The 23,287-nt window shown below is 69.1% G+C and carries 22 protein-coding genes; 8 read left to right on the top strand and 14 right to left on the bottom strand.

The genetic code is table 11. From position 1 onward, the window contains the following. The first annotated feature begins 30 nt into the window (after positions 1-30). From AMYAL_RS0122625 to AMYAL_RS0122605, 5 genes are all read left to right on the top strand, one after another. Positions 31-315, top strand: a complete 285-nt coding sequence (locus AMYAL_RS0122625) for an SAV_915 family protein (protein ID WP_020633544.1) — start codon at positions 31-33, stop codon at positions 313-315. 109 nt (positions 316-424) lie between these two features. After that, positions 425-2,212, top strand: a complete 1,788-nt coding sequence (locus AMYAL_RS0122620; protein WP_020633543.1) for an acetyl/propionyl/methylcrotonyl-CoA carboxylase subunit alpha — start codon at positions 425-427, stop codon at positions 2,210-2,212. A 46-nt stretch (positions 2,213-2,258) separates the two neighbouring features. Next, positions 2,259-2,723, top strand: a complete 465-nt coding sequence (locus tag AMYAL_RS0122615) for a DUF1707 SHOCT-like domain-containing protein (RefSeq protein ID WP_020633542.1) — start codon at positions 2,259-2,261, stop codon at positions 2,721-2,723. Between the two features lie 41 nt (positions 2,724-2,764). Then, positions 2,765-3,139 carry a DUF1707 SHOCT-like domain-containing protein gene (locus AMYAL_RS0122610; RefSeq protein WP_020633541.1) on the top strand — a complete coding sequence of 125 codons (375 nt, stop codon included), beginning with the start codon at positions 2,765-2,767 and terminating at the stop codon, positions 3,137-3,139. 22 nt (positions 3,140-3,161) lie between these two features. Then, positions 3,162-3,692, top strand: coding sequence for a GNAT family N-acetyltransferase (locus AMYAL_RS0122605; protein ID WP_020633540.1), 531 nt, complete (start codon positions 3,162-3,164; stop codon positions 3,690-3,692). A 108-nt stretch (positions 3,693-3,800) separates the two neighbouring features. Here the strand turns inward: AMYAL_RS0122605 and AMYAL_RS0122600 are convergent, their stop codons facing one another. Then, entirely contained in the window at positions 3,801-5,264 is a 1,464-nt protein-coding gene (locus AMYAL_RS0122600; RefSeq protein WP_020633539.1) for an aldehyde dehydrogenase family protein, read from the bottom strand. A gap of 98 nt (positions 5,265-5,362) precedes the next feature. Next, a complete protein-coding gene (locus AMYAL_RS0122595; RefSeq protein WP_020633538.1) occupies positions 5,363-7,102 on the bottom strand; it encodes a glycerol-3-phosphate dehydrogenase/oxidase in 1,740 nt (579 codons plus the stop codon). Positions 7,103-7,366: 264 nt separating this feature from the next. Between AMYAL_RS0122595 and AMYAL_RS0122590 the strand changes: the two genes are divergently transcribed. Both AMYAL_RS0122590 and glpK read left to right on the top strand, forming a co-directional pair. Next, entirely contained in the window at positions 7,367-8,122 is a 756-nt protein-coding gene (locus tag AMYAL_RS0122590) for an MIP/aquaporin family protein (RefSeq protein ID WP_026467347.1), read from the top strand. Positions 8,123-8,137: 15 nt separating this feature from the next. Continuing rightward, the gene (gene glpK / locus AMYAL_RS0122585) at positions 8,138-9,652 is read left to right on the top strand and encodes a glycerol kinase GlpK (RefSeq protein WP_020633536.1); all 1,515 of its coding nucleotides are present in this window, start codon (positions 8,138-8,140) and stop codon (positions 9,650-9,652) included. A gap of 88 nt (positions 9,653-9,740) precedes the next feature. Here glpK and AMYAL_RS49280 read toward each other — a convergent pair whose 3' ends face one another. The 6 genes from AMYAL_RS49280 to AMYAL_RS0122550 all read right to left on the bottom strand — a co-directional run bounded on the left by AMYAL_RS49280 (position 9,741) and on the right by AMYAL_RS0122550 (position 14,552). Further along, entirely contained in the window at positions 9,741-10,340 is a 600-nt protein-coding gene (locus AMYAL_RS49280; RefSeq protein ID WP_143267718.1) for a hypothetical protein, read from the bottom strand. 106 nt (positions 10,341-10,446) lie between these two features. Continuing rightward, positions 10,447-10,968, bottom strand: a complete 522-nt coding sequence (locus AMYAL_RS0122570; protein WP_051137541.1) for a hypothetical protein — start codon at positions 10,966-10,968, stop codon at positions 10,447-10,449. Positions 10,969-10,973: 5 nt separating this feature from the next. Beyond that, positions 10,974-11,642, bottom strand: a complete 669-nt coding sequence (locus AMYAL_RS0122565) for a class F sortase (protein WP_020633532.1) — start codon at positions 11,640-11,642, stop codon at positions 10,974-10,976. Positions 11,643-11,789: 147 nt separating this feature from the next. Next, a complete protein-coding gene (locus AMYAL_RS0122560) occupies positions 11,790-12,383 on the bottom strand; it encodes a hypothetical protein (RefSeq protein ID WP_020633531.1) in 594 nt (197 codons plus the stop codon). Between the two features lie 212 nt (positions 12,384-12,595). Next, a complete protein-coding gene (locus AMYAL_RS0122555) occupies positions 12,596-13,033 on the bottom strand; it encodes a hypothetical protein (protein WP_020633530.1) in 438 nt (145 codons plus the stop codon). Positions 13,034-13,148: 115 nt separating this feature from the next. Further along, positions 13,149-14,552, bottom strand: a complete 1,404-nt coding sequence (locus AMYAL_RS0122550) for an NAD(P)H-quinone dehydrogenase (RefSeq protein WP_020633529.1) — start codon at positions 14,550-14,552, stop codon at positions 13,149-13,151. A gap of 128 nt (positions 14,553-14,680) precedes the next feature. Between AMYAL_RS0122550 and AMYAL_RS0122545 the strand changes: the two genes are divergently transcribed. Then, a complete protein-coding gene (locus AMYAL_RS0122545) occupies positions 14,681-15,133 on the top strand; it encodes a gamma-glutamylcyclotransferase family protein (RefSeq protein WP_209447244.1) in 453 nt (150 codons plus the stop codon). 63 nt (positions 15,134-15,196) lie between these two features. Here AMYAL_RS0122545 and AMYAL_RS0122540 read toward each other — a convergent pair whose 3' ends face one another. From AMYAL_RS0122540 to AMYAL_RS0122515, 6 genes are all read right to left on the bottom strand, one after another. Next, the gene (locus AMYAL_RS0122540; RefSeq protein WP_026467343.1) at positions 15,197-16,039 is read right to left on the bottom strand and encodes a DUF559 domain-containing protein; all 843 of its coding nucleotides are present in this window, start codon (positions 16,037-16,039) and stop codon (positions 15,197-15,199) included. Between the two features lie 238 nt (positions 16,040-16,277). After that, positions 16,278-17,576, bottom strand: coding sequence for an amidohydrolase (locus AMYAL_RS0122535; protein ID WP_020633526.1), 1,299 nt, complete (start codon positions 17,574-17,576; stop codon positions 16,278-16,280). Positions 17,577-17,815: 239 nt separating this feature from the next. Further along, on the bottom strand, positions 17,816-18,115 hold the full coding sequence (locus AMYAL_RS0122530; RefSeq protein ID WP_020633525.1) for a hypothetical protein: 300 nt from the start codon (positions 18,113-18,115) through the stop codon (positions 17,816-17,818). Between the two features lie 57 nt (positions 18,116-18,172). Next, positions 18,173-19,171, bottom strand: a complete 999-nt coding sequence (meaB, locus tag AMYAL_RS0122525) for a methylmalonyl Co-A mutase-associated GTPase MeaB (protein WP_020633524.1) — start codon at positions 19,169-19,171, stop codon at positions 18,173-18,175. A 3-nt stretch (positions 19,172-19,174) separates the two neighbouring features. Further along, positions 19,175-21,343, bottom strand: coding sequence for a methylmalonyl-CoA mutase (gene scpA / locus AMYAL_RS0122520; protein WP_026467342.1), 2,169 nt, complete (start codon positions 21,341-21,343; stop codon positions 19,175-19,177). Next, positions 21,343-23,223: a methylmalonyl-CoA mutase family protein gene (locus AMYAL_RS0122515; protein ID WP_020633522.1), complete on the bottom strand. Its 1,881-nt coding sequence runs from the start codon at positions 23,221-23,223 to the stop codon at positions 21,343-21,345. Before AMYAL_RS0122515 ends, scpA begins: the two co-directional genes overlap by 1 nt. Positions 23,224-23,287 lie beyond the last annotated feature (64 nt).

Raw genomic sequence — 23,287 nt, 5'->3', positions numbered from 1 at the left:
TAGCACAGAGTGCACGTCTATGTTGTTCCTGTGACGAACCCCGGACTGCCCAACGCCCTGTTCCTCCCCACGGCGAAAAAGCCGAAGGACTACGCGAGCGCGGAGATCGAACTCCGCCCGACGAAGGACGGCCGGATGGCGCTGGTCGCCTTCAGCACGGTGCAGCGCCTGGTCGAGTGTTGCGGCCCGCATCAGCCGTGGGCGCTGGTCAAGGCGGAGCACCTCGGCCGGGTTTACCAGACACAGCCCTACGACCTGATCGTGCTCGATTCCGACCTTCCGGAAGAACTGCGGCACCGCCAGGCGCTGGTATAAAACAATGGTCACCGGGTGGCCTTGCTCTCATTATTCGGGGCGGTAACTTCCGTAAACTGCTGCGGAGCCGCATCGGGGCGGCCCGACGTGCGAACGCAGGAGGTACGGCGTGACCGAGCAGGCCGGCACAGGTGGTCCGGTGACCAAGATCCTGATCGCGAACCGCGGGGAGATCGCGGTACGGGTGATCAGGGCGGCGAAGGATGCCGGGCTGACCAGCGTGGCCGTCTACGCCGATCCGGATCGTGACGCACCCCATGTCCGCCTCGCGGACGAGGCCTTCGCTCTCGGCGGCACCACCGCGGCCGAGAGCTACCTGGTCTTCGACAAGCTGCTCGACGCTGCCAAGCGGTCGGGCGCGGACTCGGTCCACCCCGGTTACGGGTTCCTTTCCGAGAACGCGGACTTCGCGCAGGCCGTGATCGACGCGGGGCTGACCTGGATCGGGCCGAGCCCGCAGGCGATCCGCGACCTCGGCGACAAGGTCACCGCGCGCCACATCGCGCTGCGCGCCGGGGCCCCGCTCGTGCCCGGCACGAAGGATCCCGCCAAGAACGCCGACGAGATCGTCGCGTTCGCCGACGAGCACGGCCTGCCGGTCGCGATCAAGGCGGCGTTCGGCGGCGGCGGCCGCGGCCTCAAGGTCGCCCGCACCCGCGAGGAGATCCCGGAGCTGTTCGAATCCGCGACGCGTGAGGCGATCTCCGCGTTCGGCCGCGGTGAATGCTTCGTCGAGCGCTACCTGGACAAGCCGCGGCACGTCGAGGCCCAGGTCCTCGCCGACCAGCACGGCAACGCCATCGTCGTCGGCACCCGCGACTGCTCGCTGCAGCGCCGCCACCAGAAGCTGGTCGAGGAGGCGCCCGCGCCGTACCTGACCGACGATCAGCGCAAGCGCATCCACGAGTCCGCGAAGGCGATCTGCAAGGAAGCCGGTTACTACGGCGCCGGGACCGTCGAGTACCTCGTCGCCGTCGACGGCACGATCTCGTTCCTCGAAGTCAACACGCGGCTGCAGGTCGAGCACCCGGTGTCCGAGGAGACCACGGGCCTCGACCTCGTGCGCGAAATGTTCCGCATCGCGCGCGGCGAGAAGCTGCGCATCACCGAAGACCCGGAACCGCGGGGCCACTCGATCGAATTCCGCATCAACGGTGAGGACGCAGGCCGCGGTTTCCTGCCCGCGCCCGGCACCGTGACGAAGTTCGTCGCGCCGAGCGGCCCCGGAGTCCGGGTCGACTCGGGTGTCGAGTCCGGCAGCGTCATCGGCGGCCAGTTCGACTCGATGCTCGCGAAGCTGATCGTCACCGGTTCGGACCGGCAGAACGCGCTGGAGCGCAGCCGCCGGGCACTGGCCGAGATGGTCGCCGACGGCATGGCGACGGTCCTGCCGTTCCACCGCGTGATCGTGGACGACCCGGCCTTCATCGGCGACGAGAACGGGTTCAGCGTGCACACCCGCTGGATCGAGACCGAGTTCGAGAACAAGATCGAGCCGTTCGTGGCACCGGAGACCGAGCCCGAAGAGGAGCAGGCCCGCCAGAACGTCGTCGTCGAGGTCGGCGGCCGTCGTCTCGAAGTGTCGCTGCCCGGCGGATTCTCGCTCGACGGTGGTGGCGGCGGGACAGCCGTCAAGGCCAAGCCGCGCAAGCGCGCGGGCGGCACCAAGGCCGCGGTGAGCGGCGACGCGGTCACCGCGCCGATGCAGGGCACCATCGTCAAGGTCGCCGTCGAGGAAGGCCAGCAGGTCGAAGCGGGTGAGCTGGTCGTCGTGCTCGAAGCGATGAAGATGGAGAACCCGGTCACCGCGCACAAGGCGGGCACCGTGACCGGTCTTTCGGTCGAGGTCGGCGCCGCTGTGACGCAGGGAACCCAGCTGTTCGAGCTCAAAGACTGACGAATGTCGTGGTTGACGGACCCTCGCTCGGCTTACCATCGGAAGGGTGAGCGAGGTTCCGTCTCCGCAGCTGCGGATCAGTGATCAGGATCGCGAGTCCGCGCTGGCCGCGCTCGGCGAGCACATGAGCGTCGGCCGGATCGACATCGACGAGTTCGGCGAGCGGTCCGCCAAGATCACCGCGGCCAAGACACGCGGCGAGCTGTCCGAGGTCTTCCTCGACCTGCCCGAACCGCATCCGGGCTTCGACAAGGCCGAGGCGGTCGTGAGCGAACCGGTGAAGGCGGCGTCGCCGTATCCGGGTGTCTCCCCGGCGCAACGCGTGCTGGGCGCGCTCCTGCCGCTCCTGTTCATCGCCACCATCGTGTTCATCATCGGCACCGGCGCCAGCTGGTGGTTGATCGCCATCCCGATCGGGATCAGCGTCGCCGGTGAAGGGCTCTGGGGCAAAGGCTGGGAGAACACCCACAAGAAGCTGGGGAAGCGGCGTCGCCGGGAACTGGACGGCTGATCCGCCCGTAGACTCGGGACGTGAGTGCCGAGAGACCGGACATGCGGCTGAGCGACGCCGAACGCCAAGACGCGCTCGACGCGCTGGAGGAGCATGTCCGCACCGGCAGACTCGATCTCGACGAGTTCGGCACGCGGTCGGCGAAGGTCAGCACCGCGAGGATGGCGAGCGACCTCGAACCGCTGTTCACGGACCTGCCCTCGCCCCGGCCCAGCGCCCTGCTCCCCCTTCCGCCGATGCCCGGCGTCGCCCAGGCGTCCGCGAAGAACGACGTCCAGCCGTCGAAATGGCTGACGGCCAGCGCCGTGCCGATCGCCGCGGCGGTCGCGATCGCGTTGTTCTTCTTCACCCGCGGGACGTTCATCGTGTTCCTGCTCCCGCTGGCGGTCGCGCTGATCATGAGCCGCCGTCGCTGAAGCGCCGGTTACCCTCGTAAGGGTGGAACCGGTGGAGATCAACGCGGGCGAGTACTACCTGCGACAGCTGCGAGCGGACAAGGCCCTCGACGACCGTCCGGCGCTGGTCGCGGCCTTCGCCGACCCGACACATCGCAAGTACGTCCTGAACTACCGCCTGCGGGACCTCGCCGAGGCGACCGAGTACGTCGCGTTGCGCGCGGCGCAGTGGGCCGGTGACGAACGCTGTTCCTGGGCGGTGGCCGAGCCGACGACCGGGGATCTGCTGGGCGAGGTCGGCCTGCGGGACCTCGATCTCGACGTCGGGTACGCGGAGGCGTCGGTCTGGGTGCGCGCGGCTTCGCGGGGCAAGGGTGTCGCGAGCACCGCGCTCAGCGCGGCCCTGCGCTTCGGCTTCGGCGGGCTCGGCCTGCGCGAGGTCAGCTACCGCTACGAGGAGACGAACGAGGTCTCGGCCTCGGTCGCCCGCAAATGCGGGTTCACCCTGGTCGGGCCCGAGCTGGACCCGGCCCCGACCGGGGAACGCCTCATCCGCTGGCGCCGCACCGCCTGACCTGCGTTTCGCACGAGGTCACGAGCGCCACGCTCGAGACGTTGAGCGTCTCAGGCGAGGCGCACGACACGTTCACTACCGCGTCCAGAGGACGAAATGCGTGGGGTCTCAGAAGGGGTAGGTGGGCGGAGGGTTCCGGACGGTGACCCAGCGCGTCTCGGTGAAGGCCTCGATGTTCGCCGCCGCACCACCGAAACGGCTTCCGGTGCCCGAAGCGGCGACGCCACCGAAGGGGCTGTTCGCCTCGTCGCTGACGGTCTGGTCGTTGATGTGCACGATTCCGGTCGGGACGCGGTCTGCCAGCTCCAGTCCTTTGAGGACGTCGCGGGTGACGATCCCCAGCGAGAGACCGTATTCGCTCGCCGTGGCGAGGCGGACGGCCTCCTCCGCGTCGGAGAACCGCACGACCGGCGCGACCGGGCCGAAGATCTCCTCGGCGACCGCGGGCGCCGTCGGCGGCACGTCGGCGAGCACCGTCGCGGAGTAGAACAGCCGGTCGTATTCGGCGCCGGCGGCGACCCTGGCACCCGCGGCGACACTGGCGGTGACCAGCTCGTGGATCTTGTCCCGCTGCCCGGAGTCGATGATCGGCCCGAGCGCGACCTCTTCGCGTGCCGGGTCGCCCACTCGCAACGCGGCCGCCTTCGCCGCCAGCCGCTCGACGAAGTCGTCGTAGAGCCGCTCGTGCACCAGGTGCCGTCCGGTGGTCATGCAGATCTGGCCCTGGTGGAAGAAAGAACCGAACGCGGCGACCCCGGCGGCCTCGTCGACGTCCGCGTCGTCGAGCACGATGAGCGCGGAGTTCCCGCCCAGCTCCAGATGCGCCCGCTTCAGATGCTTTCCGGCGAGCTCGCCGACCTTGCGCCCGGCACCGGTCGACCCGGTGAACGAGATGACCCGGACCGCCGGATGCGTCACCAGCGTCTCGCCGACGTCCGCGCCGCCCGGCAGCATCTGCAGCACTCCCGGCGGCAGGCCCGCTTCCTCGAAGATCCGCGCGAGCACCACGCCACCGGTGACGGCGGTACGCGGGTCCGGCTTCAGGATGACCGCGTTGCCCAGCGCGAGCGCCGGGGCGACCGAGCGGATGCCCAGGATGATCGGCATGTTGAACGGCGAGATCACCGCGACGACCCCGGCGGGAACGCGGCGCGCCATCGAAAGACGCGGTTCCTCGCTCGGCAGGAGTTCGCCGTACGGGCGGCCGGGCAGCGCCGCCGCCTCGTAGCACTCCTGCTCCGCGACGTGCAGCGAAAAGCCCGCCACTCCCGGCACGGCGCCGACTTCGCGGACGTTCCACCAGCGGATCTCTTCGGCGTACTCGGACCACAGCCGCGCCGCCGTGCGCAGGACGGCGGCGCGCTGGACGTGCGGTGTCGCCGCCCAGGCCCGCTGCGCCTCGGCCGCGGTTTCCGCCGCCTTCGCGGCGTCTTCGGCCGAGGCGATCCCGATACTTCCCAAGACCGCGCCCGTCGCGGGTTCCGCGACCTCGCGGGTCCCGCCGGTACCGGGAACCCACGAGCCTCCGGCGAAGATCCGGTCCGTCCAGGTCGACGAGTCGAGAAAAGCCACGGGGCCACCTTCCGTATCGGGGATGGCCGACGCTATGCCAGATTCGCCCGATCAGGCAACGATCCCTGCGCGCGTGGCACACCGCCCCGCGGGAAGGGTCAACTCACCGGTTCGATGATCCCCGTCCGGGCTTCCGGCGCGGCCGAACGCAACGCGTCGGCGGCCTCGTCGCTCGGCTGCGACTGGGACTCCCGTTCCGCGTTGACCCGCGCCGTGTACACCTCGACCTCGCGCTTCTCCTGGTCCTTCGACCAGCCGAGCACCTCTCCGACCAGCGACGCGACCTGAGCGGCACAGTCGACGCCGCGGTGCGCGTACTCGATCGAGATCCGCGTCCGGCGCGCCAAGACGTCTTCCAGGTGAAGCGCGCCCTCGTGGCTGGCCGCGTAGACGACCTCGACACCGAGGTAGTCCGGAGCGTGCTCCAGCGGCTTCAGCAGTTCCGGCCGTCCTTCGCCGAGCGCGAGGACCTCGTGCACCATCGAGCCGTACCGGTCGAGCAGGTGACGGACGCGGTACGGGTGCAGCCCGTGCTCGGAAGCCAGGTGGTCGGCCTGGTTCACCAGCGCGTGATAACCGTCGGCGCCCAGCAGCGGCACCTTGTCCGTGATGGACGGCTGGGGCCTGCCGGGCAGGTCGACGGCCGCGGCGTCGACGGCGTCGGCCGCCATCACCCGGTAGGTCGTGTACTTGCCGCCCGCGATCGCGACCAGTCCCGGCGCGACCCGTGCGACCGCGTGCTCACGCGAAAGCTTCGACGTCTCTTCGCTTTCTCCGGCGAGCAAAGGCCGGAGTCCCGCGTAGACCCCTTCGATGTCGTCGTGCGTCAGCGGTGTCGCGAGCACGGTGTTGACGTGTTCGAGGAGGTAGTCGATGTCGTGCTTCGTCGCGGCGGGATGCGCGAGATCGAGATTCCAGTCCGTGTCGGTGGTTCCGACGATCCAGTGATTACGCCACGGGATGACGAACAGCACGGACTTCTCGGTGCGCAGGATCATGCCCGATTCCGAGACGATCCGGTCGCGCGGGACGACGATGTGCACGCCCTTGCTCGCGCGGACGCGGAACCGGCCGCGGCCACCGGAGAGCCGCTGCAGTTCGTCGGTCCAGACGCCGGTGCAGTTGACCACCGCGGACGCGTGGATGTCGGTCTCGCGGCCGTCCTCGACGTCGCGCACGCGGACGCCGGAAATGCGGTCCGCCTCGCGGAGGAACCCGACCACCTGGGTGGAGGTGCGCACCACGGCGCCGTAGTGCGCGGCGGTGCGGGCGACGGTCATCGTGTGCCGCGCGTCGTCGGATTGCGCGTCGTAGTAACGGATCCCGCCGATCAGCGCGGACCGCTTCAGCGCCGGGACCATCCGCAGCGCGCCCGCGCGGCTCAGGTGTTTCTGGCCGGGGACCGACCGCGCGCCGCCCATCGTGTCGTACATCAGCAGGCCTGCCGCGGTGTACGGCCGTTCCCAGATCCGGTGGGTCAGCGGGTACAGGAAGCTGACCGGCTTCACCAGATGGGGTGCGATCGTCGTCAGCATCAGCTCGCGTTCACGCAGAGCTTCCCGCACCAGGCCGAATTCCAGCTGTTCGAGGTAACGGAGCCCGCCGTGGAAGAGCTTGCTGGACCGGCTCGACGTCCCCGAAGCGAGGTCGCGCGCTTCGACCAGGGCGACCCGCAGACCGCGCGTCGCGGCGTCCAGCGCGGTGCCCGCGCCGACCACTCCGCCGCCGATGATCACGAGGTCGAACTTGTCCTCACCCAGCCTCTGCCACGACTCTTCCCGCTTGAGCGGTCCCAGCCTGGCGGGGCTGTTTTCGGCTTCGCGCTGAGAGCTTGCCACGTGACATTCCTCCTTGGTGCCGCTGTGGCTCCAGCATCGCACGATCGGCCGCGACCGGTCCGTTGTGCGGGTGACACGTGTGGCGTAACCCTCGCCGATCTTGCAGTGTGGCCCTCAAGGCGTAATTCGTACCCGCGACGCCTGGAAGGAACAAATACGCGGCGGTAACGTGCCACGAACGTGGGTCGGCAAGGGCGCCGTAGCACACTGTGTTCGGCCCTGCGCGGAATGTCCCATGCGGTATGTCCACAGTGGAGGTCAGCGGTGAGCGCAGGAGCCATATTCGTCTGGGAGTTGCTGGGAACGGCGGTCCTGATCCTGTTGGGTAACGGCGTGGTCGCCAACCACGTGTTGCGCAAGAACAACGGCCACAACGGCGGCGTCGTGATGATCACCCTCGGCTGGGGGTTCGCGGTCTTCACCGGTGCCAGCATCGCCGCGCCGAGCGGCGCGCACCTCAACCCGGCGGTCACCCTGGGCCTCGCCATCGCCGACAAGATCGAATGGGGCGACGTCCCGATCTACATCGCCGGGCAGATGATCGGCGCGATCCTCGGTGCCATCCTCTGCTGGGCCACCTACAAACTGCAGTTCGACGACCACCCCAACCGGGACGAGACGCTCGGCATCTTCTCGACCGGGCCGCAGATCCCGAACCGGGCGTGGAACCTCGTCACCGAGATCATCGGCACCTTCGTGCTGGTCGCGTGGATCCTGCTCAGCCCGGTCTACGCCAACGCCTCGGGTGAGGGCGGCACGCCGAACTTCGGGAACTCCGCGCTCGGTTACGCGGGTGTAGCGTTCGTCGTGCTGGTCATCGGCCAGTCCCTCGGTGGCCCGACCGGTTACGCCATCAACCCGGCCCGAGACCTCGGCCCCCGCATCGCGTACGCGTTCCTGCTGCCCATCAAGAACAAGGCCAACCCGAACTGGGGCTACTCCTGGGTCCCCGTCGTCGGCCCGCTGGTCGGCGGTGCCCTGGCCGCCTTGCTGTTCCTCGCCGTCCACAACCTCACCTGAGACTGGAGTTTTTCGATGACTTCGTACGTAGCCGCGATCGACCAGGGCACCACGTCGACCCGCTGCATGATCTTCGACCACTCCGGCCGCGTGGTCGCCGTCGACCAGCGGGAGCACGAGCAGATCTTCCCGAAGGCGGGCTGGGTCGAGCACGACGCCGAAGAGATCTGGGAGAACACGCGGGCCGTCGCGGCGGGCGCGCTCGCCAAGGGGGACCTGGTCGCAGGCGACATCGTCGCGGTCGGCATCACCAACCAGCGCGAGACCACGCTGGTCTGGGACCGCACCACCGGCAAGCCGGTGTACAACGCGATCGTGTGGCAGGACACCCGCACCGACAAGATCGTCAGCGACCTGGGCGCGCTCGGCGGCGGGCAGGAGCGTTACCGCGCGAAGGTGGGCCTGCCGCTGGCGACCTACTTCTCCGGGCCGAAGATCAAGTGGATCCTCGACAACGTTGACGGCGCCCGCGCACGGGCCGAAGCGGGCGACCTGATCTTCGGCAACATGGACACCTGGGTGCTGTGGAACATGACCGGCGGGGTCGACGGCGGCGTGCACGTCACCGACCCGACCAACGCGTCGCGGACCATGCTGATGGACCTCGACACGCTGACCTGGGACGCCGGGATCGCCGAAGAGATGACGATCCCGCTGGCGATGCTGCCGGAGATCCGGTCGTCCTCGGAGACCTACGGCAAGGTCCGCGAGAAGGGCGCGCTGGCCGGGGTCCCGATCTCGGGCATCCTGGGCGACCAGCAGGCGGCGACGTTCGGACAGGCATGCCTCTCGCCGGGCGAAGCGAAGAACACTTACGGCACCGGCAACTTCATGCTGCTCAACACCGGCACCGAGAAGGTCATGTCGGACAACGGGCTGCTCACCACGGTCTGCTACAAGATCGGCTCGAACGACACGGTGTACGCGCTCGAAGGTTCGATCGCGGTCACCGGCTCGCTCGTGCAGTGGCTGCGGGACAACCTCGGCCTGATCAGCTCCGCCGCCGAAGTCGAACAGCACGCCCGCACCGTCGAGGACAACGGTGGCGCGTACTTCGTGCCGGCGTTCTCGGGTCTCTTCGCGCCGTACTGGCGCTCCGACGCCCGCGGCGCGATCGTCGGCCTCACCCGGTTCGTCAACAAGGGGCACATTTCGCGGGCGGTCCTGGAGGCGACGGCGTTCCAGTCGCGCGAGGTGATCGACGCGATGAACGCCGACTCCGGTGTTCCGCTGAAGTCGCTGAAGGTCGACGGCGGCATGGTCGTCAACGAGCTGCTCATGCAGTTCCAGGCCGACATCCTCGGCGTGCCCGTGATCCGTCCGGTGGTCAACGAGACCACCGCGCTGGGCGCGGCTTACGCGGCCGGTCTCGCGGTGGGCTTCTGGAAGAGCGAAGACGACATCCGCAACAACTGGGCGCAGGACAAGCAGTGGGACCCGTCGATGGACGAGGCGCGCCGCGAGTCCGAGTACCGCAACTGGAAGAAGGCCGTCACGAAGACCTTCGACTGGGTCGAGGGCGAGGACTGACCGGCCCCTGCTGCGCGGTCCGTGAAGGCCTCCTTGAGGGACTCTGAGTCCCTCAAGGAGGCCTTCACGGACTTCCGTATTCAGAGGACTAAGCGCCGCCTCCGGTCTGCGGAGCACCCTTCGGGGTGACCTTCACCTGCGGCGTCTTGCCCGGTGACGGCGGCGTACCGCAAGGCTTCGTCAAGGCCGCCGGGACGACGTCGCCCGCGCTCGACGAGGGCGCACCGCTACTGCTGGACGGCGGGCGGCTGGTCGAAGGCGGCCTGCTGCTGGACGGAGGCTTGCTGCTCGACGGCGGCGTGCTCGACGGCGGTGTCGTGGGCGGCACGCAGGCGATCTCGAACTCGACGGTCGCCGTCCCGCTGGCGGCGGGGAGGTTCGGCCCGCCGTCACAGTGGAAACTGGCCTTGAACTTGCCGATCTTCCCGGCCGCCTTCCCGTGCCCGACGTACGGCGCGGTCCCCGAGCCCGGCTGGAGCGTGACCGGCCCCGTCAGACCCGCCGACGTCACCGCGGTGCGGGTGCCATAGCAGCTGGCCGTGAATTCCAGCGCCTGCCCCGGCGCGACCTTCGCCGGGCTGACCCAGAGCTTCGGCGGCGGCGCCGTCGCCGACGCCTGCGGGGCGAGGAACACCCCCGCCGTCATCGCGAGCAGACCCGCGCCCGCGACCATTCCCTTGATTCCCATGATCTTTCTCCCTCAGTGCGAGCCCTCGCCTCAAGAACACCCACGGGAAAGGGAATCGGTTGCCTTTCGACGGCGAAAAGCCCGCGAATTACTCCCTTCGCGAGAATCAGTGAGCCGTGCCCCCGCCGCCGGTTTGCGGCGCGCCCACCGGAATCTTCGAAACCTGACGGCCCGAAGCCGGTTTCACGACTGACACCGACGACGGAGGCCGCGAAGTGGGCTTATTCGAAGAAGTAGGCGTCTTTCCCGGCAAGATCTGCAGATTCGCCGTGATCGTCGTCTTCCCGCAGGTCGCCGTGATCGCGTAGAAAGCGGGCCGCGCCTTGGCGTCGATATGCGCGACAGCCCCCTGGATCACGGGCGTCTCGTTGGTCACCGAGAACTCGCCGACGCGGTCCAGCACCATCGACTTCACCTCGCCCAGCTCGCCGACCGGGCAGCCGACCGAAACCAGGATCTCCTCGTCCGCCGTCGACTGCTGCGGCGAGAGCCCGAGGAACGGGTACGGATCCGTCTTCCGGCTGGTGGTCGTGGTCGGCGGGGCCGAGACGTCTTGCGCGTACGCGACGGCCGGGGCGGCAAGGGCCACCCCGCACGCCACCACCAAGGCGGACCGGCACCTGATCATGGATCTCACCTCGCGATCAGCCGAGCGAAAACGATGATGTTGTCGAGATAGTTGCGCGACGTCTTGTCGAAGACCCCGCCGCAGGTGATGAGCCGCAGTTCCGGCGCGGCGGTGTCGCCGTAGACGGCGTCGGTGGGGAACTTGTCCTTCGCCACCCGCTCGACCTTCGTGACCGCGAACTCGGCCGTCGTGCCGTCCTTGCGGGCGATCGAGACCTTGTCGCCGGGCGCCAGTTCCTTCAGCCGGAAGAAGATGCCCTTCTGCTTGTTCCCGTCCACGTGCCCGAGGATCACCGAAGGCCCGACCTCCCCTGGCGTCGGCCCGTTCTCGTACCAGCCCGCCTGCAGCGGCTGGGTCACCGGCGGCACCTCGACGGTGTTGTCCGCGTTGAGGCCGAGCGGGACCAGGCTGGACTTCGCCTCGATCTTCGGCACGTCGATCGAGACCGGTTCGGCCTTCGGCATCCCTTCGACGGCGGCCCCTCCGTCGGCGGGTGTCCCTGACTCACTCGGCTCGGCCGACGGCGTCTCCGCCTGGCTCGCGACCGTCTGCGGCGCGGCCAGGCCGGTCTCCCCCGGACCGGACAGGACGATCGCCAGTGTCGCCAATACGGCCAGCAGGGCGACCGCGAGCAGCAGCGGTGCCCGGCGCCCTCGCCACCATGTCGACTTCATGTTCACCCCTGTAGTGAAACGGTGTGGCGGCGACGGAGCCGGTCCCGGCCCCCAGACCGGGACCGGCTCGTCGTTCACCCCCACGCCTGCCTTACGCCACGCGCGACCGGACGGTTGCCCGCCCAGGTCACGAAATGATCGCGATCGCTACGCCCGCGCCGCACGACGACGGTACGCCGCGATCCCGACTCCGCCCGCGGCCAGCGCGAGGCCGCCCCCGACGGCGGCGAGGACGCCGGTGTAGTCGGCGGGTCCCTCGGTGCCGCCGGTCTGCGGAGCACCGGCCGGCACCTTCGCGACCTGGTTCTTCTTGGCGAGCACCTCGAAGGTGACCGTCGACTTCTGGCCCCAGCAGGTCAGCGTCACCGGGTATTTGCCCGGCTTGATGTCCTTGACCGTCGCGGACCATTTCGCGGAGTCGATGGAGTTCGCGGAGTTGACGCTGAGGGCCACCGAAGTGACCTTCGGGCCGCCCTCGTTGTTGCGGGTGGCGCACTGGAAGTCCAGCTTCACCTTGTCCCCTGGCTTGCCCTTGGCGGGCGAGACGGTCAGATCCTTGAGAATCCCGACCGGCGACGCGTGCGGGCCGGGGCCGTCAGGGTCCTCGGTGGGCGTGGGAGAAGGCGAAGCCGAAGGAGTCGGGGAAGGGGACGCCGACGGGGTGGTCGCGAAAGCGGCGCCCGGCGCGAGAAGAAGGAATCCGGCGACGGTACCGGCGGCGAGCATGATGGTGCGCTTCATTGGTTTACCCCTGAAAGATGAATGTGGATGGAAATCGGAAAAGAAGAATCCCGCGCCCCTGTTCCCCCAGTGGCGGTTCTCTGTTTTTCCGACACCCTCATGACGCCTCGACAGGGGGTCGGGTTGCCCGGTTTCATCACGAAAAGGTCGCGAAATTCCGCACGACAAAAAACCGCCCCCGGACCAGATCCGAGGGCGGTTCGCGAGAAAACTCAGGAAGCCATACTGCCGTCACCCGCGTGAGCGGAACCGGAAGGCACCGCGCTCACCTGCCGCGGCGGCACGGTGAACGTTGCCGTATAAGGCTTTCCGTTGCAGTTGACGGTCAGCGGGTAGCGGCCCGGCGCCGTGCCCGCCTTGAGTTCGACGTCGGCGCTGACGTTGGCCGGGACCCCGATGAGCGGCCCGTAGTCGTACTTCCCGACGCTCAGCACCGGCGAAGAGAACGTCGTCGACGTCGGTGCCTTCAGCCCCTCGCCGGGGCACTGCGCCAGCGCGACGTTCGAATCGCCGTGCACATACTTGTTCACGAGCCCGAGGTCGTAGGCGGTGTTGTCGTTGAGCTGCACCGTGACACCGCCGGTATCGGGCTGGGGTTGCCGGGCGAGACCGGTCGACTGCCCGGCCAGCAACGCCGCCCCGATCGCCATCACTCCGACGACACCCCTGCGAACCCTGCGAACCACGAAAACCCCTAGCTGTCAACGAAACACCGACACGCGCTAGACGCGGTCACCCCCGCGAGGGTTGCTTCGCCGGAGAAGATCAGTTCAAGTCGTCGTGCCGCATCAGCTGGCGGCCCGCCTCGGTGATCGACCCCGACAGCGACGGGTACACCGAAAATGTCAGTGCCAGATGTTCCACTGTGAGCTGGTTCTGGACGGCGAGCGCGATGGGAAGGATGAGTTCGCTCGCGTTCGGCGCCACGACCACCCCGCCGACGACCACGCCAGTGGCGGGGCGGCAGAACAGCTTCACGAAACCGCGTCGCAGGCCTTCCATCTTCGCGCGGGCGTTCGTCGCGAGCGGGAGCATGATGGTGCGGGCGGGCACCTCACCCGAGTCGATCGCCTGCTGGCTGATGCCGACGGTCGCGATCTCGGGGTGGGTGAACACGTTGGCGGCCACGGTCTTGAGCTTGATCGGCGCGACACCCTCGCCGAGCGCGTGCCACATCGCGATGCGGCCCTGCATGCTGGCCACGGAGGCGAGCATGAGCACACCGGTGCAGTCGCCGGCGGCGTAGATGCCGGGCGCGCTGGTGCGGGAAACACGGTCGACGCCGATGTAGCCGCCGGGGCCGGGCTCGATGCCGACCTTCTCCAGGCCGATGTCGGTGGTGTTGGGCACCGAGCCGACGGTCATCAGCGCGTGGCTGGCTTCGATCACGCGGCCGTCGGCGAGGTGGATCTCGACGCCCTTTTCGGTGCGCACGACCTTGTCGGCGCGGGCCTGCTTGGCGACCGTGGTGCCGCGCTGGGAGAAGACCTCTTCGAGTACGGCGGCCGCATCGGCGTCTTCGTGCGGGAGCACGCGGTCGCGGCTGGACACGACGGTGACCTTGACACCCATCTCGGTGTAGGCCGAGGCGAATTCGGCGCCGGTGACACCCGAACCGATGACGGCCAGGTGCTCGGGCAGCTCGCGCAGGTCGTAGAGCTGACGCCAGTCGAGGATGCGCTCGCCGTCCGGCACCGCGCCGGGCAGCACCCGCGGGGTGGCGCCGGTCGAGATGAGGACGACGTCGGCGTCGAGCACCTCGGTCGAGCCGTCGTGCGTGGTGACGGCGACCTTGTGCGTGGCGAGCCCGGTCTCGTCGTCGTCGAACCGGGCCTGGCCGATGACGACGCGGACGCCCTCGCGCTGGACACGGGCGCGGATGTCGGCGGACTGCGCGAGCGCGAGGCCTTTCACCCGGCCGTGGACGGTCGGCAGGTCGACACTGGTGTCGGCCATGTCGGTGTTGATGCCGAGCTCACTCAGGTCGTGCATCTTCGCGAGCGCGCCGGACGAGGCGATGAACGTCTTCGACGGGACGCAGTCGTAGAGCACGCACGCGCCGCCGAGACCGTCGCGTTCGACGACGGTGACGTCGGCTCCGTGCTGGGCCGCGACCAGTGCCGCTTCGTAACCGGCGGGTCCTCCGCCCATGATCACGATCTTGGTCACTGGTTCTCCTCCTCGCAGCGGTGTCTGTGACTGCGTTTACCGTACGCGGACGACCGCTGGGCGGATTGAGTGGCCGGACACGGCACGTGCGTCCAGCCGGGTGACCGACAGGTCGCTACTCTGTCACCGTGCCGTTGTATGCCGCGTATGGATCCAATATGGAGCCCGCCCAGATGTTGGAGCGCGCTCCGCACTCGCCCATGGCCGGCACCGGCTGGCTGGAGGGCTGGAGGCTGACCTTCGGCGGCGAGGACCTCGGCTGGGAAGGCGCGCTGGCGACCATCGTCGAAGACCCCGGCTCCCGTGTCTTCGTCGTGCTGTACGACGTCACCTCCCTGGACGAGCCCAACCTCGACCGCTGGGAAGGCGGCGAGATGGGCATCCACTCCAAGATCCGGCTCCGCGTGCAGACCATGGACGGCTCCGTCCTGGCTTGGCTGTACGTCCTGGACGCCTACGAGGGCGGTCTCCCGTCGGCGCGCTATCTCGGCGTCCTGGCCGAGGCGGCCGAGACAGCCGGAGCTCCCGCGGACTACGTCGACGCCCTCCGGACCCGCCCCTGCCAGGGCATCTCCGGCTGATCACGCGAGTTCCGCCTTCAAGCACGCGAGTCGCGCCTTCAAGCACGCGAGTCCCGGCGCCGATCACGCGAGTCGCGCCGTACGACGCGCGAACGCCGCACGCAACTCCGTCAGCAGTCGCCGTGGATCCCGCAAGTCAGCCGCCGTCGCACGGATCGTGATCCATCCGCGCGCCGCCATCCGGGCGTCTCGTTCCGCGTCGTAGTCCTGCCTGCCCTCATGAGCGGCGTAGCCGTCGTACTCCAGGGCGATGCGCAACTCCGGCCACGCGAGGTCGAGCACGTACAGCTTCCGCCCGTCGATGGTGTTGATCTCGTACTGGGCGTCCGGTACCGGCAGCCCGGCCTCCACGACGATCAAGCGGAGCACACTCTCCGACGGCGATTCGGCCTCGCCCGTGGCAAGTGCGAGCAGCATCTGCGCCCTGTGGATACCTCGCCGGTCACGGCGGTCGACAAGACGATCGCGCACGTTGGTGTGAAGAATTCCCCTGTGGTCCGGCGTGAGGTTGTGCAGCGCCTCCTCGAGTGCGGCGAACGCTGTTCGCTTGTCGCCGTCGCAGAGGTGGTCGGCCAGCGCTCGATCCAACGAGAACACTGGAAGTTCGTCCAGTTCGACGATATCGGACGGGTGAAATTCCGCCCTGTGCACCTGTAGCCCTGGCCTCGATTCGACCCGTCTCGAGTAGGGCACGGTCAGGTGGACCGTCGTGCTGTCGGCAGCCGAAATCCCATGCAGGGAAAGGGATGTGGCAGAGGAAAGCACTGCAGGCCGGCCGACAGCGAGCAGCGCCGCCTGTGCCAGGCTCGGCAACTTGAGCAGATCTGCCGCGTGGACGACGACGCCTCGCCAAGGCTGAGCCAGCACACCAGATGCCAGCCCTTCGACGACGGCTCGCCGCCCCAAAATCTTGTCGGCCTCACTACGCAAGACCGCCCCATGACGTCCTCCCCAGTTGATCACATCTCCGAGAATCGGAGACCGGATCGGACTTGGGAAGGGCCAGTTTCCCGAGCTGTGGATAACTCACCCTGGCTGTGGATAACTCTGTGCACGGGTGTTCGGACCCGATAGGGCGAACACCCGTGCACAGAGACGGGGCTTGCGTGATTGGAGACGGAACTCGCGTGATTGAGGGCGGGACTCAGGCCAGGGTGGCCAGGGCGGTGTGGACCAGCGTGCGGACGCCGCACAGGAGCGAACGCTCGTCGAGGGTGAAGGTCGGGCGGTGGATGTCGGCCATCGGGCCTTCACCGGGCCACACGCCGAGGCGCGCGAAGGCACCCTGGACGTGCTCCAGGTACCACCCGAAGTCCTCGCCGCCGGACGACTGCTCGGTCCCGGCCACGGCGTCCTCGCCCAGCGCGGCTTCGACACCGGCCCGCATCAGCGCGTGCGACTCCGGGTCGGAGACGACCGGCGGCACCCCTCGGCGGTAGTCGAGGGAGAACCCGACGCCGGTCGGCGCGAGCAGCGACTCCACCGAAGACGCGACGAGCGGCTCCAGCATCGTCCACACCTCGTGGTCCGCGGTCCGGAGCGTGCCGCGCAGCACCCCGTCCTGCGGGACGGCGTTCGCGGCTTGCCCGGCGTGCACCGCGCCCCAGACCAGCACGGTCCCGGAACGCGGGTCGACCCGCCGCGAAAGGACCGCGGGCAGCGACGTGATCACGGTGCCGAGCGCGTGCACCAGGTCCGCGGTCAGATGCGGCCGCGAGGTGTGCCCGCCCGGCGAGGTGAGCCGCAGCTCGATGAGGTCGGCGGCCGAGGTCAGCGCGCCTTCGCGCAGTCCGACCTTGCCGACCTCGAGCCGCGGGTCGCAGTGCAGCCCGTAGATCCGCTCGACGCCTTCCATCGCGCCGGCGGCGATCATGTCCAGCGCGCCGCCGGGCATGACCTCCTCGGCGGGCTGGAAGATCAGCCGCACTCGTCCCGGCAGTTCCGGCGCGCCTGCCAGCGCCCGCGCCGCGCCGAGCAGGATCGCGGTGTGCGCGTCGTGCCCGCACATATGCGCGGCGCCGTCGTTCTTGGAGGCGTACGGGAGTCCCGTGGCCTCGGTCAGGGGCAGGGCGTCCATGTCGGCGCGGAGCGCGACGCAGCGGTCACCGCTGCCGATGTCGCAGACCACGCCGGTGCCCGTGGGGAGCACCCATGGCTTGAGCCCCACCGAGCGGAGCAGGGACATGACCATTTCGGTCGTGGCGAACTCGTGGCGGGAGAGCTCCGGGTGCGCGTGGATGTGCCGACGCCACGCGAGGACGTCGGTGGCGTTCGCGCGGAGCCAGTCGTCGAGCCAGAAAGGGCCGCGCCCGGCGCCCAGATCATGCACAGGTGCCATGCTGACGCCGACCTCGGAAATCAGCGCGGTGGGCGCTCCTATCGGGGTGACGACGCGACCCTCGGGGTCGCCTGGAATGTCCGGTCGTGAGTCGAGCACGGTCACGCCGCACCTCCTCCCGCAACACTGTTGCCTTCGTCTACCACCGTACGGGTGGTCGCTGAAGGCACGCTGGGTGCCGTTCGATCTGTGATACGCATTTGCGATAGATCGTGCACCATGCAGATGACAAGCCGCTCGTCGAGTGATCGAGCCGGAGATGGCCGGTAGTGGATCTGCGATGAACGGCTGCGAGGAGTTCGGTCCGGGCTAAGCGGAGAGTCCTTCTACTTACCGCCGGCGGTTCAGGACTTCTTTTTCTTGGAGCGGGAGCGACGGCCGAGGATCACCAGGCCGAGCAGGATCGCCGCGGCGATCCCCGCGATGACCTTGTTCTTGGTCTCCTGGCTGTTGGCCTTGTCGGTGTCGGCGGGGTCGAGCACCGGGCCGGGAGGCGCCTGTTCGAGCACCTCGTGCACCGCCGCTGCCTGCGCGATCGCCGGCGCGGACGCCTGGATCTCACCGGCCTGCGCGGCGGGCGCGCAGACGATCAGCCCGGCGGCGGCCAGACCGGCCAGCTGCCCGAGACGAGACCTTGTAGGCATGACTCCCTTTCGTCGACAGAGCGCGCCTTCGATTCTGCACTCTGCCGCGTTCCCGCGTCAGCCGCCACGCGGAGGACCGGAGAACGCCTCCAGAATCCGTTGAGCGGCCAGCGTCGGGGTCAGTTCACCGTCCCGGACCGCCCGTTCGACGTCCGGAACGACCGCTCGCACGTCCGGATGCGCGGCGAGGCGGCCGAGCAGCTGTTCGCGGACCATCGACCAGGTCCACTCGACCTGCTGCCGCCGTCGCCGCCCGTCGAGTTCGCCGGACGCGGTCAGCACGTCGCGGTGACGGCCGATTTCGGCCCACACCTCGTCCAGCCCGACGTCGGTGAGTGCGCTGCAGGTGAGCACCGGCGGCGTCCACTCGGCGTCCCGCCCGTAGATCATCCGCAAGGCGCCGGCGAGTTCGCGGGCCGCGCGCTTCGCGTCACGTTCGTGGTCGCCGTCGGCCTTGTTGACCGCGATGACGTCGGCGAGTTCGAGGACACCCTTCTTGATGCCCTGCAGCTGGTCGCCGGTGCGGGCCAGGGTCAGGAACAGGAAGCAGTCGACCATGTTCGCCACGGTCACCTCGGACTGCCCGACGCCGACGGTCTCGACCAGCACGATGTCGTATCCGGCCGCTTCCATCAGCACGATCGTTTCGCGCGTCGCGCGCGCGACACCGCCGAGCGTGCCCGAAGTCGGCGAAGGGCGGATGAACGCCTTCGGGTCCACCGCGAGCCGGGCCATCCGGGTCTTGTCGCCCAGGATCGAGCCGCCGGTCCGCGTCGACGACGGGTCGACGGCCAGCACGGCGACCTTGTGCCCGGCCTCGGTCAGATCCGTGCCGAGCTGGTCGATGAAGGTCGACTTGCCGACACCGGGGACGCCGGTGATGCCGACCCGCCGCGCGCCGCCCGCGTGCGGGAGCAGCTCGACCAGCAGTTCCTGCGCCTGCGCCCGGTGGTCTTCCCGGCTGGACTCGACGAGCGTGATCGCCTGCGACAGCAGGCCGCGGTCACCCGCGAGGACACCCTTGGCCAGCGCCCCGACGTCGATCTTGCGCGGCAACGCTCAGGACTCCTGTGCGGTCAGCTGCCCGATCAGGTCGATCGCCGCGTCGGCGATGACCGTGCCGGGGCCGAAGATCGCCGCCGCGCCCGCCGCGCGCAACTCCTCGTAGTCCTGCGGCGGGATGACACCGCCGACCACGACGATGATGTCCTCGCGGCCCTGGCCGGCGAGCTCGGAACGCAGCGCGGGGACCAGCGAGAGATGCCCGGCGGCCAGCGACGAAACGCCGATGACGTGCACGTCCGCCTCGATCGCCTGCCGCGCGACCTCGCCGGGGGTGGAGAACAGCGGGCCGACGTCGACGTCGAAACCGATGTCGGCGAAACCGGTCGCGATCACCTTCTGGCCGCGGTCGTGGCCGTCCTGGCCCATCTTCGCGACCAGGATCCGGGGACGGCGGCCTTCCTCCTCGGCGAACTTCTCGACCAGCTCGCGCGCCTGCTCGACGTTCTCGGCCTTGCCGACCTCCTCGCGGTACACACCGGAGATCGTACGAATCTGGCCGGAGTGGCGCCCCCAGATCTTCTCCAGCGAGTCGGAGATCTCGCCGACCGTGGCCTTCGCCCTGGCGGCGTCGATGGCCAGCGCGAGCAGGTTGCCGTCCGACTGGGCGCCCGCCGTGAGCCGTCGCAGCGCGTCCTGTGTGGCGTCCTCGTCCCGCTCTTCGCGCAGCCGACGGAGCTTCTCCAGCTGCTGTGTGCGCACGCCCGCGTTGTCGACCTTGAGCACGTCGATCTGCTCATCGTCGGTGACCAGGTATTTGTTGACCCCGATCACCGGCTGACGGCCGGAGTCGATCCGCGCCTGAGTCCTTGCCGCGGCCTCCTCGATGCGCAGCTTCGGGATGCCGGCGTCGATCGCCTTCGCCATCCCGCCCGCCTGCTCGACCTCGCTGATGTGGCCCCACGCCTTGCGCGCGAGGTCGTAGGTCAGCTTCTCGACGAACGCGCTGCCACCCCACGGGTCGATGACGCGCGTCGTGCCGGATTCCTGCTGGAGCAGCAGCTGCGTGTTCCGCGCGATGCGGGCGGAGAAGTCCGTGGGCAGCGCGAGCGCCTCGTCGAGGGCGTTGGTGTGCAGCGACTGCGTGTGCCCCTGCGTCGCCGCCATCGCCTCGACACAGGTGCGGACGACGTTGTTGTAGACGTCCTGAGCGGTCAGCGACCAGCCCGAGGTCTGCGAATGCGTCCGCAGCGAAAGCGACTTCGACGACTTGGGCTCGAAGCCCTTCACCAGCTTGGCCCACAGCAGCCGTGCGGCGCGGAGTTTCGCGACCTCCATGAAGAAGTTCATCCCGATCGCCCAGAAGAAGGACAGGCGCGGCGCGAACTTGTCGACATCGAGCCCCGCGTCGACCCCGGCGCGGATGTACTCGACGCCGTCCGCGAGCGTGTACGCCAGCTCCAGATCGGCGGTCGCCCCGGCTTCCTGCATGTGGTAGCCGGAGATGGAGATCGAGTTGTACTTCGGCATGTTCCGCGAGGTGAACGAGAAGATGTCCGAGATGATCCGCATCGACGGCTGCGGCGGGTAGATGTAGGTGTTGCGGACCATGAACTCCTTGAGGATGTCGTTCTGGATGGTCCCGGCCAGCTTGTCCGGCGAGACACCCTGTTCCTCGGCCGCGACGACGTACAGCGCGAGCACCGGCAGGACGGCGCCGTTCATGGTCATCGAAACACTCATCTTGTCGAGCGGGATGCCGTCGAAGAGCTGGCGCATGTCGTAGATCGAGTCGATCGCGACGCCCGCCATGCCGACGTCACCGGCGACGCGCGGGTGGTCGGAGTCGTAGCCGCGGTGCGTCGCGAGGTCGAAGGCGACCGAGAGGCCCTTCTGCCCGGCGGCGAGATTGCGGCGGTAGAAGGCGTTCGACTCCTCGGCGGTGGAGAACCCCGCGTACTGGCGGATGGTCCACGGCTGGTTGACGTACATCGTCGGGTACGGGCCACGCAGGTACGGCGCGACACCGGGATACGTCCCGAGGAAGTCCACTCCGGACAGATCGTCGGCGGTGTAGACCGGCTTGACGCCGATGCCCTCCGGGGTCTCCCACGCGAGCGCGTCGGGGCCTTTGCCGGTGGCGGCGTGCAACGCTTCGGTCCACTGAGGACGGTCGGCCGGGTCCGGGCCGCCGAGGTCGACACCGGCGAAGTTCGGGATGGTCATCACTGCACTCCGAGCTCGTTCAACGTGCCGGTCAGGACTTCGAGGGCGTCGCAGCCCGTGAAGAGATAGCCCGTGACGTCCGGGTGGTCGCCGGGTTTCCCGGCGAGAAGCACCGACGTGGCGCCCGCTTCCTTCAACGCCTTCGCGACGCTGTCCGCTTCTTCCGCGTAGGAGGTGTTGCTTCCGCAGAGACAGGCGACCGTCGTCCCGCTGGCCCGGAATTCCGCCACAATGTCTTCGGGGGCACCGGGGTTCACGGCCTCGATCCCGCCGGCTTGGAACAGGTTCGCCGCGAAACTCGCCCGCCCGGTATGCGCCGCGACCGGGCCGAGCGTGGCGAGGAAGACGCGAGGACGGCTGGGGTGCGCGTCCGCCCGGTCCCGCAGGGCTTCGAAGACCTCGGCGTACCGATAGCGGGGCAGCCCGCCGCCGGGCAGGTCTTCGACGGCGTCGCGGACGACCGTTTTCTCCGTCAGGTTGGGGAATTCGCTGACGCCGGTGATCGGATCGCGACGCGTCCCGATCCGCTTCGACCGCTTTTCCCAGGTTTCGGCGAGGCGTCCGGCGAGCGCGCCGGAGGCCAGTTCGGCCTCGATCCCGCCCGCCGCCTCGATCGCGGTGAACTCACGCCACGCAGCCTGGGCCAGGTCTTCGGTGAGGTTCTCGACGTACCAGGAGCCACCCGCCGGATCGATGACCCCGGCCAGTTTGGACTCCTCCAGCAGGACGGCGTGCGTATTGCGCGCGATCCGCGCGGAGAAGGCGTCCGGCTGGCCGATCGCGGCGTCGAACGGGAGCACGGTGATCGCGTCCGCGCCGCCGACCCCGGCGCCGAAACAGGCGAGCGTGGTCCGCAGCATGTTCACCCACGGGTCGCGCTGGGTCAGCATCGCGGGCGAGGTGACCGCGTGTTGCCGCATCCCCGCGCCCTTGCCGCCCGAAACCTCGGTGACACGGGCCCACAGCCGCCGCGCGGCGCGGAACTTGGCGATCGTGAGGAACTGATCCGCCGTGGCGGCGAGCCGGAATTCGAGCTGCCCGGCCGCGGCGTCGACGTCCAGCCCCGCTTCGGTGAGCGCCCGCAGATAGGCGACGCCGGCCGCGATGGTCGCGCCGAGCTCCTGCGCGTCCGAACCGCCCGCCTCGTGGAACGGCAGGCCGTCGGCGACGATCGTTCGCACCTTCGGGTGACTCTGCGCGACCCTCGCCGCCAGCTGAGCGGCGGGGGCGAGCGGATGCGCCGTGCCGGTGCGCGCGGTCAGTCCGATCGGGTCGGCGGCGAGGGTCGCGGTGACCGCGCTCGCCGGGATCTCGCGCTCGGCGAAGAGAGTGAACAACTCGTTCGCGGCGGCTTCGTACTCTTCGCCCGCGTCGAGGGTGACGGGCGCGAGGTCGACGTAGACCTCGTTCAGCGCGTCGCCCAGGTCCGCGACCGGGACCCCGGTCGCGCCGGCGCGCAGCCAGATCGAACTGACGCCGCCTTCGAGGTCGGCGAGGATCGCGGTGTTCGTGGCCTTGGCGTCGCGGCGCGCGTACCGGGCGCGGATGTCCCAGCCGGTCGTCACCGAACCCTCGGGCCGGGCACTTCGCACGAACGGCGGCAGACCGGGGAAACCCGTTCCCTCGACCGCGTCCTCGGCGGTGTAGAGCGGCTGGATCTCCAGGCCGTCATACGTCCGGGTGACCAGCTTGCTTTCAGGCAGGCCTTCGAAGCCTTCGTCGATCGCGCCGCTCTTGCGCAGCACTCCGGCGACGAGCTCCCGCCACTGCTCCCGGCTCGCTTCCGGGAACTCGGCCGCGAGCTTCAGCGCGTCGGGCTCGGCAGGTGCAGCGTGTCCACCGGGGGTCGGCACTGACTCCGTCTCGGCCACTTCCGTCATAACCAACGATGCTAACGGCCCACAAGAGGACCCACCTGTGACGCTAGTCGCGCCTGAAGGGTGA

The organism is Amycolatopsis alba DSM 44262, from assembly GCF_000384215.1.
In the GTDB taxonomy this organism is placed as follows: Bacteria; Actinomycetota; Actinomycetes; order Mycobacteriales; family Pseudonocardiaceae; genus Amycolatopsis; species Amycolatopsis alba.
The sequence above is the reverse complement of the archived record's forward strand: the minus strand, read 5'-3'. Positions and strand labels throughout refer to the sequence as shown.